14 protein-coding genes are annotated in these 15423 nt (G+C 47.5%); 8 read left to right on the top strand and 6 right to left on the bottom strand.

All coding sequences use genetic code 11. The features are described 5' to 3' along the window. Window positions 1–16: 16 nt before the first annotated feature. The 5 genes from QF06_RS18185 to QF06_RS18165 all read left to right on the top strand — a co-directional run bounded on the left by QF06_RS18185 (window position 17) and on the right by QF06_RS18165 (window position 5288). Window positions 17–844, top strand: a complete 828-nt coding sequence (locus QF06_RS18185) for a DUF1206 domain-containing protein (protein ID WP_041850322.1) — start codon at window positions 17–19, stop codon at window positions 842–844. Window positions 845–976: 132 nt separating this feature from the next. Continuing rightward, on the top strand, window positions 977–1918 hold the full coding sequence (gene deoR / locus QF06_RS18180; protein WP_003227124.1) for a DNA-binding transcriptional repressor DeoR: 942 nt from the start codon (window positions 977–979) through the stop codon (window positions 1916–1918). Between the two features lie 105 nt (window positions 1919–2023). After that, the gene (gene deoC / locus QF06_RS18175; RefSeq protein ID WP_003227127.1) at window positions 2024–2695 is read left to right on the top strand and encodes a deoxyribose-phosphate aldolase; all 672 of its coding nucleotides are present in this window, start codon (window positions 2024–2026) and stop codon (window positions 2693–2695) included. An 80-nt stretch (window positions 2696–2775) separates the two neighbouring features. Next, entirely contained in the window at window positions 2776–3957 is a 1182-nt protein-coding gene (gene nupC / locus QF06_RS18170; RefSeq protein ID WP_003227130.1) for a nucleoside permease NupC, read from the top strand. Window positions 3958–3986: 29 nt separating this feature from the next. Then, entirely contained in the window at window positions 3987–5288 is a 1302-nt protein-coding gene (locus QF06_RS18165; protein WP_003227132.1) for a pyrimidine-nucleoside phosphorylase, read from the top strand. 42 nt (window positions 5289–5330) lie between these two features. Here QF06_RS18165 and QF06_RS18160 read toward each other — a convergent pair whose 3' ends face one another. The 6 genes from QF06_RS18160 to hutP all read right to left on the bottom strand — a co-directional run bounded on the left by QF06_RS18160 (window position 5331) and on the right by hutP (window position 12804). Next, entirely contained in the window at window positions 5331–6758 is a 1428-nt protein-coding gene (locus QF06_RS18160) for an amino acid permease (protein WP_032725050.1), read from the bottom strand. Between the two features lie 75 nt (window positions 6759–6833). After that, on the bottom strand, window positions 6834–7793 hold the full coding sequence (gene hutG, locus QF06_RS18155) for a formimidoylglutamase (RefSeq protein ID WP_043940237.1): 960 nt from the start codon (window positions 7791–7793) through the stop codon (window positions 6834–6836). Next, window positions 7786–9051 (bottom strand): imidazolonepropionase, encoded by a 1266-nt coding sequence (gene hutI / locus QF06_RS18150; protein WP_041850325.1) that lies wholly within the window; start codon window positions 9049–9051, stop codon window positions 7786–7788. The genes hutG and hutI overlap by 8 nt, the downstream gene beginning before the upstream one ends. Before the next feature lie 12 nt (window positions 9052–9063). Continuing rightward, window positions 9064–10722, bottom strand: coding sequence for a urocanate hydratase (gene hutU, locus QF06_RS18145; RefSeq protein ID WP_041850326.1), 1659 nt, complete (start codon window positions 10720–10722; stop codon window positions 9064–9066). Next, the gene (gene hutH, locus QF06_RS18140) at window positions 10719–12245 is read right to left on the bottom strand and encodes a histidine ammonia-lyase (RefSeq protein WP_041850327.1); all 1527 of its coding nucleotides are present in this window, start codon (window positions 12243–12245) and stop codon (window positions 10719–10721) included. Before hutH ends, hutU begins: the two co-directional genes overlap by 4 nt. A 112-nt stretch (window positions 12246–12357) precedes the next feature. After that, entirely contained in the window at window positions 12358–12804 is a 447-nt protein-coding gene (gene hutP / locus QF06_RS18135; RefSeq protein WP_003243875.1) for a histidine utilization transcription antiterminator HutP, read from the bottom strand. Window positions 12805–12947: 143 nt separating this feature from the next. Here hutP and QF06_RS22200 point away from each other — a divergent pair, with 143 nt between their 5' ends. The 3 genes from QF06_RS22200 (at window position 12948) to QF06_RS18125 (ending at window position 15412) form a co-directional block, all read left to right on the top strand. Next, window positions 12948–13109, top strand: a complete 162-nt coding sequence (locus QF06_RS22200) for a hypothetical protein (protein WP_021481008.1) — start codon at window positions 12948–12950, stop codon at window positions 13107–13109. A gap of 222 nt (window positions 13110–13331) precedes the next feature. Next, on the top strand, window positions 13332–14741 hold the full coding sequence (gene abnB / locus QF06_RS18130; RefSeq protein WP_041850328.1) for an arabinan endo-1,5-alpha-L-arabinosidase AbnB: 1410 nt from the start codon (window positions 13332–13334) through the stop codon (window positions 14739–14741). A gap of 305 nt (window positions 14742–15046) precedes the next feature. Further along, window positions 15047–15412 (top strand): YwqH-like family protein, encoded by a 366-nt coding sequence (locus QF06_RS18125; protein WP_003218945.1) that lies wholly within the window; start codon window positions 15047–15049, stop codon window positions 15410–15412. Window positions 15413–15423: the final 11 nt, after the last annotated feature.

Raw genomic sequence — 15423 nt, 5'->3', positions numbered from 1 at the left:
AAAGAGGGTTGGACACATGGCGGTGAAAGACCGGTACATGTCAAAAATAAAACAGGAAACCAAGCCTTGGATCAAACGATTCGGGAGGCTTGGTTATTTTGCATTCGGCGGCGTTTTTATTCTGCTTGGGGTTTTGGCTTTTATGACGGCTGCCGGGGCAGGCCGCGCCAAAGATTCGAGCGGAGCGCTCCAAACGCTATCACGCATGCCGTATGGGTCACTATTGCTTTTTTTAATAGGCATCGGCCTTATCGGCTATGTGATCTGGATGGTGTTAAGCGCGATCAAGGACACAGAGGGGCACGGAAACAGCAGGCGAGGCCTGTCACGGAGAATAGGAAACTTTTTCAGTGCCGCCGTTTACACATCCATCGCTTGGAATGCCTTGCGATTTGTGTTTGGCCAAGGGGACGGCGGCACTTCAGAACAGACGTGGTCCGCTTATGTATTGGCGCAGCCATTCGGCCAATGGCTCACAGGGCTTACGGGTGCGGGTTTTATCGTATTTGCGATTGTTCAATTTATGAAAGGCGTTCGGGCTGCTTTTATGAAAGAATTCGATACATCAAAAATGAACAAACAGATGATATGCATCACGAAAAACACCGGGCGCGCAGGCAATATCGCCCGCTCCATTATTTTCTCAGCCATCGGCTATTTTCTCATCAAGACAGCCATGACCGCTGATCCCGACGACACAAGAGGCTTTGACGGTGCGCTCGCCGAACTCGCGCAGCAGCCGCATGGCAAATTGATTCTGTCTATATTGGCATTAGGCCTGATCCTATATGGAATGTACGCCATTATGAAAGGCATTTATCAGCATATGACCTGGGAGAAATAAGCTCTGGGCAGGTTGCGCCCAGAGCGTTTTTCAGTTTCTTAGAAATCAGGTGGATGAAAGCCGGCGCCAGCCTGTATAATAAAAGCAAATCAAAAGCAGTTTTATCAGGACTGATCCACAGGGAGGTGCAGAATGGATCGGGAAAAACAACAATTAAGCATAGAAGCGGCAAGGCTTTACTATCAGTCTGACTACAGTCAGCAGCAAATTGCTGAGCAGCTCAACATTTCAAGGCCAACCGTTTCCCGGCTGCTGCAATATGCGAAAGAAAAAGGGTATGTCCAGATTCGCGTCATGGACCCATTTGAGGATTTGGATGCGCTCGGTTCCATACTTGAAGAGAAATACGGGCTCCTTGAGGCGCATGTTGTGTTTTCCCCGACACCCGATTATGCAGGAATTACACATGACCTAAGCCGCTATGGTGCAGAATATATGCATGAAACGGTAAAAGACGGCGACATTGTCGGCGTCAGCTGGGGAACCACCATGTATCAAATCGCGCAAAACATGCAGCCGAAGCAGGTAAAAGGCGTCGAGGTCGTCCAGCTAAAAGGCGGCATCAGCCATTCCCGGGTAAACACGTATTCGGCTGAAACGATTCAGCTGTTTGCAGAGGCTTTTCAAACGATGCCGCGCTATCTCCCGCTTCCCGTCGTGTTTGATAATGCGGATGTGAAGCGAATGGTGGAGAAAGACCGTCATATTGAGCGGATCATCGAGATGGGAAAGCAGGCGAATATCGCTCTCTTCACGGTGGGGACTGTCCGTGATGAAGCGCTGTTGTTCCGACTCGGATATTTTAACGAAGAAGAGAAAGCCCTGCTGAAAAAACAGGCCGTGGGGGATATTTGTTCACGCTTTTTTGATGCGAAAGGGAATATTTGCAGCAGCGCCATCAATGACCGGACCATCGGTGTTGAGCTTCAAGACCTTAGACTGAAGGAACGCTCCATTTTAGTTGCCGGCGGAAGCAGAAAAGTATCTTCCATTCACGGAGCATTAACCGGAAAATATGCCAACGTTTTAATCATTGACCAGCATACCGCGAGGGCGCTTGTTAATGATTTGTGACACGTTCAAACCTTTCATTGAACAAAATTTCAATTACCAATTTACATATGTTCAAAAGTCGGTTATGCTAAAAAATATCTTAACAAAAAAGGAAGTGTGCGAAGGATGTCATTAGCCAACATAATTGATCATACAGCTTTGAAACCGCATACACAAAAAGCGGACATTCTAAAACTAATTGAAGAAGCGAAAACATACAAATTTGCTTCAGTATGTGTCAATCCGACATGGGTGGAGCTTGCTGCAAAAGAGCTTAAGGGAACTGGAGTCGACGTTTGTACGGTCATCGGCTTCCCGCTCGGTGCCAATACAACTGAAACAAAAGCGTTCGAGACAAAAGACGCCATTTCAAAAGGCGCCACTGAAGTGGATATGGTCATTAATATTGCCGCTTTAAAAGACAAGGAAGACGATGTGGTGGAAGCTGATATCCGCGGTGTAGTGGAAGCTGCAGCCGGAAAAGCGCTTGTCAAAGTCATTATCGAAACGTGCCTTCTGACTGATGAAGAAAAAGAACGTGCATGCCGTTTAGCGGTGTCTGCGGGAGCGGATTTCGTAAAAACATCAACAGGCTTTTCTACAGGCGGCGCAACGAAGGAAGATATCGCCTTAATGCGCAAAACAGTAGGACCTGATATCGGCGTGAAAGCATCTGGCGGCGTCAGAACGAAAGAAGATGTAGACACAATGGTAGAGGCCGGAGCAAGCCGAATTGGCGCCAGCGCAGGCGTTTCTATCGTAAAAGGAGAAAATGCATCAGGCGGAGACAACTATTAAGAGCTGACGGAAGGCAGACTGCTTTCCGTTTTCTGAGGAAACAGTAATTGTAAGCGAATACAAATAAAGGAGAAACACATATGAAGTATTTGATTGGGATTATCGGTTTACTCGTGTTTTTAGGCCTCGCGTGGATCGCGAGCAGCGGCAAAAAAAGAATTAAGATCCGCCCAATTGTTGTTATGCTCATTTTGCAATTTATTCTTGGCTACATTCTCCTCAATACCGGAATAGGGAATTTCCTCGTGGGAGGATTTGCAAAAGGATTCGGTTACCTGCTTGAATACGCGGCAGAGGGAATTAACTTTGTGTTTGGCGGCTTGGTGAATGCGGACCAAACGACATTCTTTATGAATGTTCTCTTGCCAATCGTGTTTATATCCGCTCTGATCGGGATTCTGCAAAAGTGGAAAGTCCTCCCGTTTATTATTAGATATATTGGCCTTGCCCTCAGCAAGGTAAACGGTATGGGAAGATTGGAATCGTATAACGCAGTGGCTTCTGCGATTTTAGGGCAGTCAGAAGTATTTATCTCCTTGAAGAAAGAACTCGGTCTTTTAAATCAGCAGCGCTTGTACACGCTTTGCGCATCTGCGATGTCAACTGTGTCAATGTCGATTGTCGGCGCGTATATGACAATGCTGAAACCGGAATATGTTGTAACAGCACTGGTCTTGAACTTATTTGGCGGTTTCATAATTGCTTCTATTATTAATCCGTACGAGGTTGCAAAAGAAGAGGATATGCTTCGTGTTGAGGAAGAGGAAAAACAATCCTTCTTCGAAGTGCTCGGAGAATACATCCTTGACGGTTTCAAAGTGGCGGTTGTCGTCGCTGCGATGCTGATTGGATTTGTCGCGATTATCGCCTTGATCAATGGCATTTTTAATGCAGTATTCGGTATTTCGTTCCAAGGCATTCTTGGATATGTGTTTGCTCCATTCGCTTTTCTTGTGGGTATCCCATGGAATGAAGCTGTTAATGCGGGAAGCATTATGGCAACAAAAATGGTATCGAATGAATTTGTCGCCATGACGTCGCTTACGCAAAACGGTTTCCATTTCAGCGGCCGTACAACAGCGATCGTATCGGTATTCCTTGTGTCATTTGCGAACTTCTCCTCAATCGGAATCATTGCCGGTGCCGTAAAAGGACTGAATGAAAAGCAAGGAAATGTTGTCGCTCGTTTCGGCTTGAAATTATTATACGGTGCTACGCTTGTCAGCTTTTTATCAGCAGCAATTGTGGGCTTGATTTACTGAACTTAATCGAAAAGGATCGGTGACCAAACATGAGAATGGTAGATATCATCATCAAAAAACAAAACGGAAAAGAACTCACCACTGAAGAAATTCAATTTTTCGTGAACGGCTATACAGACGGAAGCATTCCTGATTATCAGGCAAGCGCGCTTGCTATGGCGATTTTCTTCCAGGATATGAGTGACCGTGAACGCGCGGACTTGACGATGGCTATGGTGAACTCCGGTGAAACGATTGATCTTTCTGCCATTGAAGGAATTAAAGTGGATAAACACTCCACCGGCGGCGTCGGCGACACGACAACGCTCGTTCTCGCTCCGCTTGTTGCGGCTCTTGATGTGCCAGTTGCTAAGATGTCCGGCCGCGGCCTCGGCCATACGGGCGGCACGATTGATAAGTTAGAGGCAATCGATGGCTTCCACGTGGAACTGACGAAGGATGAATTTATTAAACTTGTGAACCGCGACAAGGTTGCGGTCATCGGCCAAAGCGGCAATTTAACGCCGGCTGATAAAAAACTGTACGCGCTTCGTGATGTAACGGGAACGGTCAATTCCATTCCGCTCATTGCAAGCTCGATTATGAGCAAAAAAATCGCTGCCGGGGCGGACGCCATCGTGCTTGACGTAAAAACGGGTGCGGGCGCCTTCATGAAAACAGAAGAAGACGCAGCTGAACTTGCCAAAGCGATGGTACGGATCGGAAATAACGTCGGCCGTCAAACAATGGCTGTCATTTCAGACATGTCCCAGCCGCTCGGCTTTGCGATCGGAAATGCGCTTGAAGTCAAAGAAGCGATCGACACACTCAAAGGCGAGGGACCTGAGGATCTTCATGAGCTTGTCTTAACGCTCGGCAGCCAGATGGTTGTGCTTGCGAAAAAAGCCGATACATTGGACGAAGCAAGAGCGAAGCTGGAAGAAGTCATGAAAAACGGAAAAGCGCTTGAGAAATTCAAGGATTTCCTGAAAAACCAAGGCGGCGACAGCTCAATTGTTGACGATCCGTCTAAGCTTCCGCAAGCCGCATATCAAATTGATGTGCCTGCCAAAGAAGCGGGTGTCGTCTCTGAAATCGTTGCGGACGAAATCGGCGTCGCGGCGATGCTGTTAGGTGCCGGCCGCGCCACAAAAGAAGACGAAATCGATTTAGCCGTCGGCATCATGCTCCGCAAAAAGGTCGGCGACAAAGTAGAAAAAGGGGAACCGCTCGTAACGCTTTACGCTAACCGAGAAAACGTCGATGAAGTCATCGCAAAAGTCTATGACAACATCCGCATCGCCGCGGAAGCGAAGGCGCCGAAGCTGATTCATACGTTGATTACTGAATAAAAATAAAGCACATCCCATCCTGAGCGGGGTGTGCTTTTTTAATTATAGGATGTGATCGGCTGGATATTCCTCTTGGCTGATTTTTTTCGCTTTTGTAACATTTCTTTTGAAATGGTAGATGAGATAGCAAAGGATGATACAAGGAACTCCGCAGAAAAGTGCGATTCTTTGATTGGGATCAAAAGCAAGACCGATACAAGAAGCAGAACATAATAAGAGAGCGGCTATAGGCATAAGAGGATAAAGCGGCGTGCGAAATGTCAGATCTTTTACATTCCCCCCTTTTTTCAAAAATCTCTTTCGAAACAAGAGTTGGGACAAGGCAATGCTCATCCAGACCACGACTCCTGCAAATCCAGCAATTGCGACCATCACCACATAGACAGTTCCAGGGGCCACGATACTGGAAACGAGAGATAAACAAGATACAGCCATACTGATCATTAAGGCATTTAAAGGAATGCCTTTAGAGGTCACTTTCTTAAAACGGGAGCTGATCATGTTTTCATTTGCTAACGACCACATCATACGGGTCGAAGCATATAAGCCTGAGTTGGCGACAGACAGCAAGGCTGTTAATATCACGAAATTCATAATATCAGCAGCGTAAGGGATTCCGATCTCCGCAAATACGGCGACAAACGGGCTTTCAATCACGCCTGCGTCCTTCCACGAAATTAATCCGGATAATATGAAGACAGCGCCAATGAAAAAAATCACGGTTCTCCATGCGACATTACGGATGGATCGCGGTATATCCTTTTGAGGATTTGCTGATTCTCCTGCTGTAACGCCGATTAACTCTGTACCGGAAAAGGCGAAGCTCACAGATATCATCGCGATAAAAACGGCAAGAAAGCCATTCGGAAACAGCCCGCCATGGTCCGTGAAGTTTGACAACATAGGAGCATCCGCCGTTCCGTTTAAAGAGATCAGGCCAAACATGGCGGCTCCTCCTAAAATGATAAATAAAATAATGGTGACAATCTTTACGCTGGAAAACCAAAATTCAGTCTCTGCAAATAACTTAACTGAAAATGCGTTGCATATAAAAAGAAGGGCTGCAAAAATCGCACTCCACATCCATACACTGCTGTCAGGGAACCAGCGTTGCATGAGAATACCGGATGCGGTAAACTCAGAGCCTACCGTCACCACCCAATTGATCCAGTACATGATGCCGACCATAAAACCGGTAGATGGACCGATAAATGTTGTAGCATATTTTTGAAAAGAGCCGGTCACCGGCATGGCAACCGACAATTCGCCGAGACATTGCATGACGAGGTACATCATCAACCCGCCGATTACATAAGCGAGTATCGTACCGCCGGGTCCGGCTTGATGTAGCGTATAGCCCGTACTGAGGAAAAGTCCTGTGCCTATGACGCCTCCCAATGAGATCATAAATAGGTGCCTGCTTTTCATTGTGCGTTTTAGCTGTTGGCTGCTGTTCTCCTGAAGATTCACTGTCTCGCCCTCCTTTTAACTGCCATTCATTAGGCAGATGAGTTTCCTATACCCAAAATACAACCTGCCAGAAGATCACTTGAATGGGGAGAGTTTCATTCCTTTTAATGCGTGTAACAGAACATGAGCTGCAGCTCTGCTTGTCATATCTCGAAAATCGAGGGTAGGATCGACTTCAACAATTTCAATCCCGGCAATATTGGGCTGTTGTGCGATGTACTTGACTGCTTCAAGCAATTCGTCTGTATAGAGGCCGCCCGGGCCAATCGCTGGACAGCCGGGTGCATGGGACTGGTCTAAGACATCCATGTCAACAGATATAAAAATGAAATCTGTACTATCTTGAACAACAGGCAAAATCTCTTTTATCATTGGGATTAGTCCTTTTTCCCGGATCATGTCCATCGTGTGAATGTTCACGCTATGTTTTTTTGCATATGCTTCATAGGCCTGGCTGTTGCTGAATTCTCTGATACCCAGCTGGATCAAATGTTGACCTTTAATAATCTCTTCATCCAAAAGGCGGCGGAAGGGGGTGCCGTTTGTCGGCCCCCCGTCCTCCGTATTGCGAACATCGTGATGGGCATCAAATTGAATCACCGCTGTCGTTCCTTTTGTTTGTGCTATCGCTTTTATTGTGGAGTAGCTGATCGAGTTATCTCCCCCAAGTATGAGCGGCACCCAATCCGGATGATCCGAAAGCAGAGCGTGCATGGTTTGGAAAATGTGATGATGTGACTTTACGATATCAGTGACATGAATATCGATATCCCCCAGATCATATAGAAGCTCTGATACGACGTGCTCTCCAAGCTCAGCAGAATAGGCTGATGAATGTTTCAGAGCCTGGCGTATTGTTCCGGGTGCAAAGGAAGCGCCTGAATGACTGATGGAGGATTTTGATAGGGGGACACCTATCAACGCCGGTCCCTTAATGTCCTGACCGTCCCATGTTGCGATCAGGTCGCTCATTTTTGTGACATCCCGGTCTTTAAACGAAGATCCGGCCTCTCTGAGAAAAGGGTACTTATCCAAGAATGGCTCCCTCCCTGTTGACAACAATTGTTCCATTTTTCATGACTTGATGTACATGATTGACCCCGTAGTGATACGGAATATACATATAGTTCGAGGCTTGCCAAATGACTAGATCAGCTGAGCGGCCAGCTTTGAGCTGACCGGCTTCTTCACCTTTCCCTATGGCATATGCGGCATTGACTGTGACCGCATGCCATATTTCTTCTGCAGTCATTTTCAGATGAAGCGCGGCAATCGACATGATCAGCTGGATATTTTCAGTCGGCGAGCTGCCAGGATTAAAATCCGTTGCCAAGCTGACACATACACCTTCATCAATCATAGCTCTTGCCCTGGCGTATGTGCTTTTGCCAAGATAAAATGTCGTGCCCGGCAAGAGGACGGCGAGCGTTCCTGCCTCAGCCAATTTCTTTATGCCTTCGTCCGATGCACCTACCAAATGGTCGGCTGAGACGGCCTTTAGCTCACCTGCTAATTCAGCACCTCCAAGCGGATCGATTTCATCTGCGTGTATTTTTAATCCGAAGCCTGCCTCAGCTGTTTTTTGTAAATAACGGCGGGATTGGCTGACTGTAAAAACGCCTGTTTCTGTAAAAATATCAGCAAAGCTGGCGAGCTCCTGCTCTTTGATTTCCGGCAAAAGGGAAAGCATTTGATCCAGAAATTCATCTGGATCGTTTTGATATTCAGGAGGAATCGCATGGGCTCCCATAAATGTGGAAACAAGGTCAACAGGCTGGCTTTCATGCAGTTTCTTTGCGACACGCAACTGTTTGAGCTCTGTCTCTTTTTCCAAGCCGTAGCCGCTTTTCACTTCTGCTGTGGTTGTGCCGTAGGACAGCATTCTTTGCAGATGAAAATGGGCTTTTTGCAGCAGCTCTTCTTCTGAAGCCGCCCTGGTATCCTTGACTGTAGACAGAATCCCGCCGCCCTGCGCCAGAATATCCAAATATGAAATGCCCTGAAGCTTAAGGTTCATCTCCTTTTCACGAGATCCGCCAAATACAAGATGGGTGTGCGGATCAACGAGGCCAGGCGTTACAAGGCGTCCCGAACAGTCAATGATTTCGTCTGCCTCGTAACCGGCTTCAGCCCCTTTTTGTCCGGCGAACACAATTTTCTGTTCATGGATGCCGACAACAGCGTCTTCGATCACATGAAGATCCTGCATGCTTTTGCCTGCCCGCGGACCGCTGCTTTCCATCGTCAAAAGCTGACCGATGTTGATGAGAATCGTATCAATTTGCTTTGGCATGTCATCACTCCTTTATTTTTGCATCGGCACGATAATGTCCTGTTCCTTCGCTACTTCAACGGCACGTTCATAACCCGCATCCGCATGACGGATAATGCCCATTCCTGGGTCGCTCGTTAAGACCCGCGCGAGCCGCTCGTCAGCCAGCTCACTTCCATCGGCCACTGCAACCATGCCGGCATGAAGGGAATAGCCCATTCCGACGCCGCCGCCATGGTGGAAGGAAACCCAGCTTGCACCCGCCGCCGTGTTGACAAGCGCATTTAGCACAGCCCAATCACCGACAGCGTCACTTCCATCCTTCATCGCTTCTGTTTCCCGGTTTGGAGAGGCGACAGACCCGCAGTCCAAATGATCTCTCCCAATAACGACAGGCGCTTTTAGCTCCCCGGTTCTAACCAGCTCGTTAATGGCGAGGCCCATCTTTTTTCGTTCTCCATATCCAAGCCAGCAGATACGGGACGGCAAGCCTTGGAAGGTGACTTTTTCCTGTGCCATATCAATCCAGCGGTGAAGGGCTTTATTTGTCGGGAACAGCTCTTTTAATAACGCATCCGTACGGTAAATATCTGCCGGATCTCCGGAAAGCGCCGCCCAGCGGAACGGCCCTTTTCCTTCACAGAATAAGGGGCGGATGTAGGCAGGGACAAACCCCGGAAAATCGAAGGCATTCTCCAGCCCTTCATCCTTTGCGACTTGCCGGATATTGTTGCCGTAGTCAAATACAATAGAGCCCTTTTGCTGAAAGGCCAGCATGGCTTCGACATGTTTTTTCATGCTTTGCTTCGCAAGGCGCACGTAAAGCTCTGGAGTGTCTTGACGCAAACGGTCAGCTTCATCAAGGGAATAGCCCTCGGGAACATAACCGATTAAAGGGTCATGGGCAGATGTCTGATCTGTCACAATATCAATTTTGACGCCTCGGTTCAAAAGTGTGTGATGCACCTCAGCTGCGTTTCCGAGAAGTGCAATGGACAAAGGTTTTCCTGCCAGCTTTGCCTCATCAGCCCAAACTAAGGCTTCCTCAATCGATGCTGTTTTTCGATCGCAGTATTTTGTTTCGATCCGCTTGTCGATGCGTTTCTCGTCAACCTCGACGGCAATCACGACGCCTTCATTCATCGTGACTGACAGCGGCTGGGCGCCTCCCATTCCGCCGAGACCCGCTGTCAGCGTCAACGTTCCTTTTAAGCTGCCCCCGAAGTGCTGTCGCGCCAGCTCAGCGAAGGTTTCATAGGTTCCTTGCAATATGCCTTGTGAGCCAATGTAAATCCAGCTGCCAGCCGTCATCTGTCCGTACATCATTAACCCTTTTTTCTCAAGTTCGTGGAAATGCTCCCAGTCTGCCCACTTCGGAACAAGAACAGAATTTGCTAGGAGCACGCGAGGGGCCTGCGGGTGTGTACGGAACATGCCAACGGGCTTTCCGGATTGCACGAGCAATGTTTCATCATTTTTTAATGTTTTCAAGGAATGCTCAATGGCGTGAAAAGCGTCCCAATCCCGTGCGGCTTTGCCGATCCCGCCATATACGATGAGGTCTTCCGGCTTCTCGGCGACTTCTGGATCAAGGTTGTTTCGAAGCATCCGAAGCACTGCCTCTTGCTCCCACCCTAAGCATTCAAGCTCTGTTCCTCTGTTGGCACGGATTGATTTTTTTACATCAGTCATATGTTCATCCCCCTTAGTTCTTTATTCTGATGGTCAGGTATTAAAGATTCCTTCTTCAGCCAGTCAGTCAAGCGTTCAATGTCATAGGAAAAAACACGATCCTGCTGAATGGACGGCACGACTTTTCTCATTTCTTGAAAAAGCTGTTTCGTATAGGACGCAGCATGTTCTATGCCTCTGTATTCAACAGCCTGCAATGCGCAAATGGCTTCGATCGCAATGACTCTCCTTGTATTTGCGATCACCTGATAAGCATGCCGAGCGGCGATGGTTCCCATGCTGACATGGTCCTCTTGGTTGGCGGATGACGGAATGGAATCCACACTTGCCGGATGGGCCAGTGTTTTATTTTCAGAAACGAGTGAGGCCGCGGCGTACTGCATGATCATTGCACCGGATTGCAGACCGGGATGAGGGCTCAGGAACGGCGGCAGGTCATTCAGCTGCGGATTCACAAGTCGTTCGATCCGGCGCTCTGCGACATTCGCAAGCTCTGATATTGCGATTTTCAGAAAATCCATGGCAAAGGCGATCGGCTGTCCGTGAAAGTTTCCGCCGGAAATCACTTTGTCACCGTCATTGAAAATGAGAGGATTGTCTGTAGCTGCGTTCATTTCAATCTCTAATTTTTCTTTGACATAGCCTAGTGTCTGCCAAGTCGCACCGTGTACTTGCGGAATACAGCGCAATGAATAGGCATCTTGGACCCGCAGTTCTCCCTGGGAGGTTGTCAGGCCGCTGTCAGAAAGATAGAAGCGAATTCGTTCTGCGACATCAATCTGCTCCTGATAGCCGCGGGCTAAGTGAATATCCTCGTCAAATGCATCGATAATTCCCCGCAAGCCTTCAATCGTTAAGCTGGCAATTCGCTCTGTTTGATAGGCTAGTTTCTCAGCTTCGATGTAGGCGACCACCCCCATTGCAGTCATGGCCTGAGTCCCGTTAATCAAGGCAAGCCCTTCCTTGGATGTCAGCGTTACCGGTTGAATACCTGCTTTTTTCAAGCCTGTCATTGCCGGCATTCTTTCCCCCTCAAAAAAGACTTCTCCTTGCCCGATCAGCGCAAGCGCCAGGTGGGAAAGCGGCGCCAGATCTCCGCTTGCGCCAAGTGATCCCTGCTGAGGGATGACAGGATGGACGCGTTTATTTAAAAAAGCAAGCAACTGTTCGATCAGCTCAGCGCGGACACCGGAAAAGCCTTTTAACAGCGCATTGGCGCGCAAAAGCAGCATGGCCCTGGAAACACACTCAGGAAAAGGGTCGCCGACTCCGCAGGCATGAGAAAGGATTAAATTCAGCTGCAGCGCCGCCGAGTCTTCTTTTTGAATCAGGACATCGCTGAATTTGCCAAATCCGGTGTTGATGCCGTAGATTGTCTTTTCGTCGCGTACAATCCGTTCCACTGCTGCTCTGCTTTTTTTCACGCGCTCCATACTTTCCTCGGAAGCCGCTGCCTCCTCAAAATCAAACAGCACACGAGCGACGTCGGCTGTTGTCAATGAAGAACCGTCTAAAGTCACCATAAGCCCAACTCCTTTTTCTTTACTTTGGTAAAGCGCCCATACAAAAAGGAGCTATGCTGTGAACATCTATTTTCACGCATAGCCCCCTATCGTCTAAGATCTATGGGCTGTTTCATATGTGATTAATTCCAACACCGAATGTCTCGTGCTCAAGACCTTTAATCGGCGCCCCGATTGTTCCGTAAAGTGAGACAGCAATCCAATCGCCTTCTGCTTCACTTTCATAAGGATTTCCCCTCAAAACGGCAAACCTCAAGCCCACCGTCCGAAGCAGCGATCCTAGCAGCATTTCACCTCTGGTCACGCCATGCAAAGCCTCCATCGTCGCATGATAAAGCGCATGTGACTCCCGATAACCCTCAGATTGAATGACACCGCTCTTTTTGGAAGCGGTTTCAATTGCGGCTACTACTTTATGCGCGTCCATTGATCCTACCTTGCCAAGACAGACCTTCCATCCGTCTCGCTCCAGCTCCTCAACCTGCGTACTCTCTTCCGCCTCATTCAGCAGCAGGAGAACAGACAGCCGGCCGATCCGACGCTCTTTATGCAGTGTCATATGAATCACTCAATTCCTAAAAATTCTGATAACTATTAACTGAGTATTATATTAATTGGTTCAGCAGCAGAAGTCAAAAGGTTTTTTACAGTCTTTAACAAGTTAGATTGCTATTGTAATAGCGCGACGCAGAAAGCAGCACATTGCACACGAATACCCAGACAGAAGTGCAAGCGGCCGCTGTTATATTGCTGACAATGAGAGGTAAAATGCCAAAAAGAGGCGAAGTTGCCGGAGAAAAGTCGACGACTTTACAAGACCGGACAAAGCGTTCATTACGTACGCAAATGAAGAAACAGAAGTAATTGAAGAAGGAGAAACGGCAAAAGGGTTGAACTATGAATAGAGAGTATGCAAGCAGCAGTTCTGTGCCAAACAGACATCAGTCTGACAATGTAAGAGAACAGTGAGAAATCACCTATCTGTTTGAATATGAAAACATTCGGCTGTTTTAATAGGCCGGTGTTTCTTCATAGAGAAATGTAAGCGCTTAAAAATTTAATAAAAAAGAGAGGCGAATTGTTTAGATGTTCAACCGATTGTTTCATGTATGTTTTCTTGCAGCTCTTATCATGGCCTTCACCCTGCCAAACTCCGCCAATGCTCAAAAACCCGTATTTAAAGAAGTCAGCGTTCATGATCCTTCCATCATTGAAACAAATGGCACCTTTTATGTTTTTGGATCTCATCTCGCTTCAGCAAAAACAAATGACCTCATGCAATGGCAGCAGCTGACCAACAGCGTAAGCAACGACAACCCACTTATCCCGAATGTCTATAAAGAATTAAAAGAAACCTTCGAATGGGCGCAATCCGATACTCTTTGGGCGGCTGACGTCACGCAGCTGGCGGACGGCAAATACTACATGTACTACAACGCCTGCCGCGGCGACTCGCCTAGGTCCGCCATGGGGGTTGCCGTCGCTGACAACATCGAAGGGCCATACAAAAACAAAGGCATCTTTTTGAAATCAGGAATGGAAGGCACAAGCAACGATGGAACACCGTATGACGCAACAAAACATCCGAATGTCGTCGACCCGCATACCTTCTTTGATAAAGACGGCAAGCTGTGGATGGTGTATGGATCATACTCAGGCGGCATTTTCATACTTGAAATGAATCCGAAAACGGGCTTCCCGCTTCCTGGACAGGGATACGGGAAAAAACTGCTTGGCGGCAACCATAGCAGAATCGAAGGCCCGTATGTTCTCTACAATCCAGACACCCAATACTACTACTTATACCTATCATATGGCGGTCTTGATGCAACAGGCGGCTATAACATCCGTGTGGCCCGCTCCAAGAAACCAGACGGCCCTTATTATGATGCAGACGGCAATCCAATGCTTGATGTCCGCGGCAAAGAAGGCACATTCTTCGACGACCGTTCCATCGAACCATACGGCGTCAAACTCATGGGCAGTTACACTTTTGAAACAGAAAATGAAAAAGGCACCGGGTACGTCTCACCAGGCCACAACTCCGCATATTATGACGAAAAAACCGGGCGTTCCTATTTAATCTTCCACACCCGCTTCCCGGGCAGGGGTGAAGAACACGAAGTCAGAGTCCACCAATTGTTCATGAACAAAGACGGCTGGCCGGTAGCAGCGCCATATCGTTATGCGGGCGAAACATTGAAAGAAGTAAAACAAAAAGACATCACAGGAACATACAAACTTATCCAGCACGGAAAAGACATCTCAGCCGACATCAAACAAACCATCAACATCCAGCTCAACAAAAACCACACCATTTCCGGGGAAATGACCGGAACATGGAAGAAAACCGGAAAAAATACCGCCGATATCACGTTAGCAGGCAAGAAGTATAACGGGGTATTTTTACGCCAGTGGGATTCGATGAGAGAGAAGAACGTCATGACGTTTAGTGTGTTGAATGGCAGCGGTGAGGCTGTATGGGGATCTAAATAAGATGGAGAAGGCGCCTTCTAGAGAAGGCGCTTTTTTATGAGCTTTATTGACTATAAGAAATGGTTGAGCGAGAGAAAAAACAGAAGTGATAGCGGGGTTCAAGACCTAAACGAAAAGTCCCCATCATGATGATTCTCCCTCATACAAAGTTATGAAATTGAATTTTTAGCTATTTAGAACCGGGATAAAGTTCCTCAAGACAATCCTTTTTACCTATTTATCCAATATGACCCATCATGTAATATGAAAATAGTCTGTATTGTAAAGAATTTACACAGTTTGATAGAAACACGAGGTGTTGCGGCATGCATAGTGAAATGTTGTTACATTCGGTAAAAGCCGACTTACATGAAAAGCAGGAACAGATCCATCAATTAAAACGAGTGCTGCACGAAATCAGGCAAATCAAACACGAATTCTCCGAGGCCCAGCATCTCATTCACCGACCTCATCTTAACCGGGAGGCATGGAGAGGAACACATGCTCAGCGGTTTGAAGATATTCGTGAAGGAATGAACAAAGCATATCAGCAAATCAAAAGCGATCAAGTCAGCGGAATCATCGAAAGCATAGAAGGAAAAATCCACTCATTAGAGGGCGATGTCTATTCCATAAGACGCCAAATTACGAGGATAGAGCATGAAATAGAGAAGGAAAAACATAAAAAGTGAGGTGAGCACAA

The sequence above is a fragment of the Bacillus sp. YP1 genome, from assembly GCF_000877815.1.
GTDB lineage: Bacteria > Bacillota > Bacilli > Bacillales > Bacillaceae > Bacillus > Bacillus subtilis.
The sequence above is the reverse complement of the archived record's forward strand: the minus strand, read 5'-3'. Positions and strand labels throughout refer to the sequence as shown.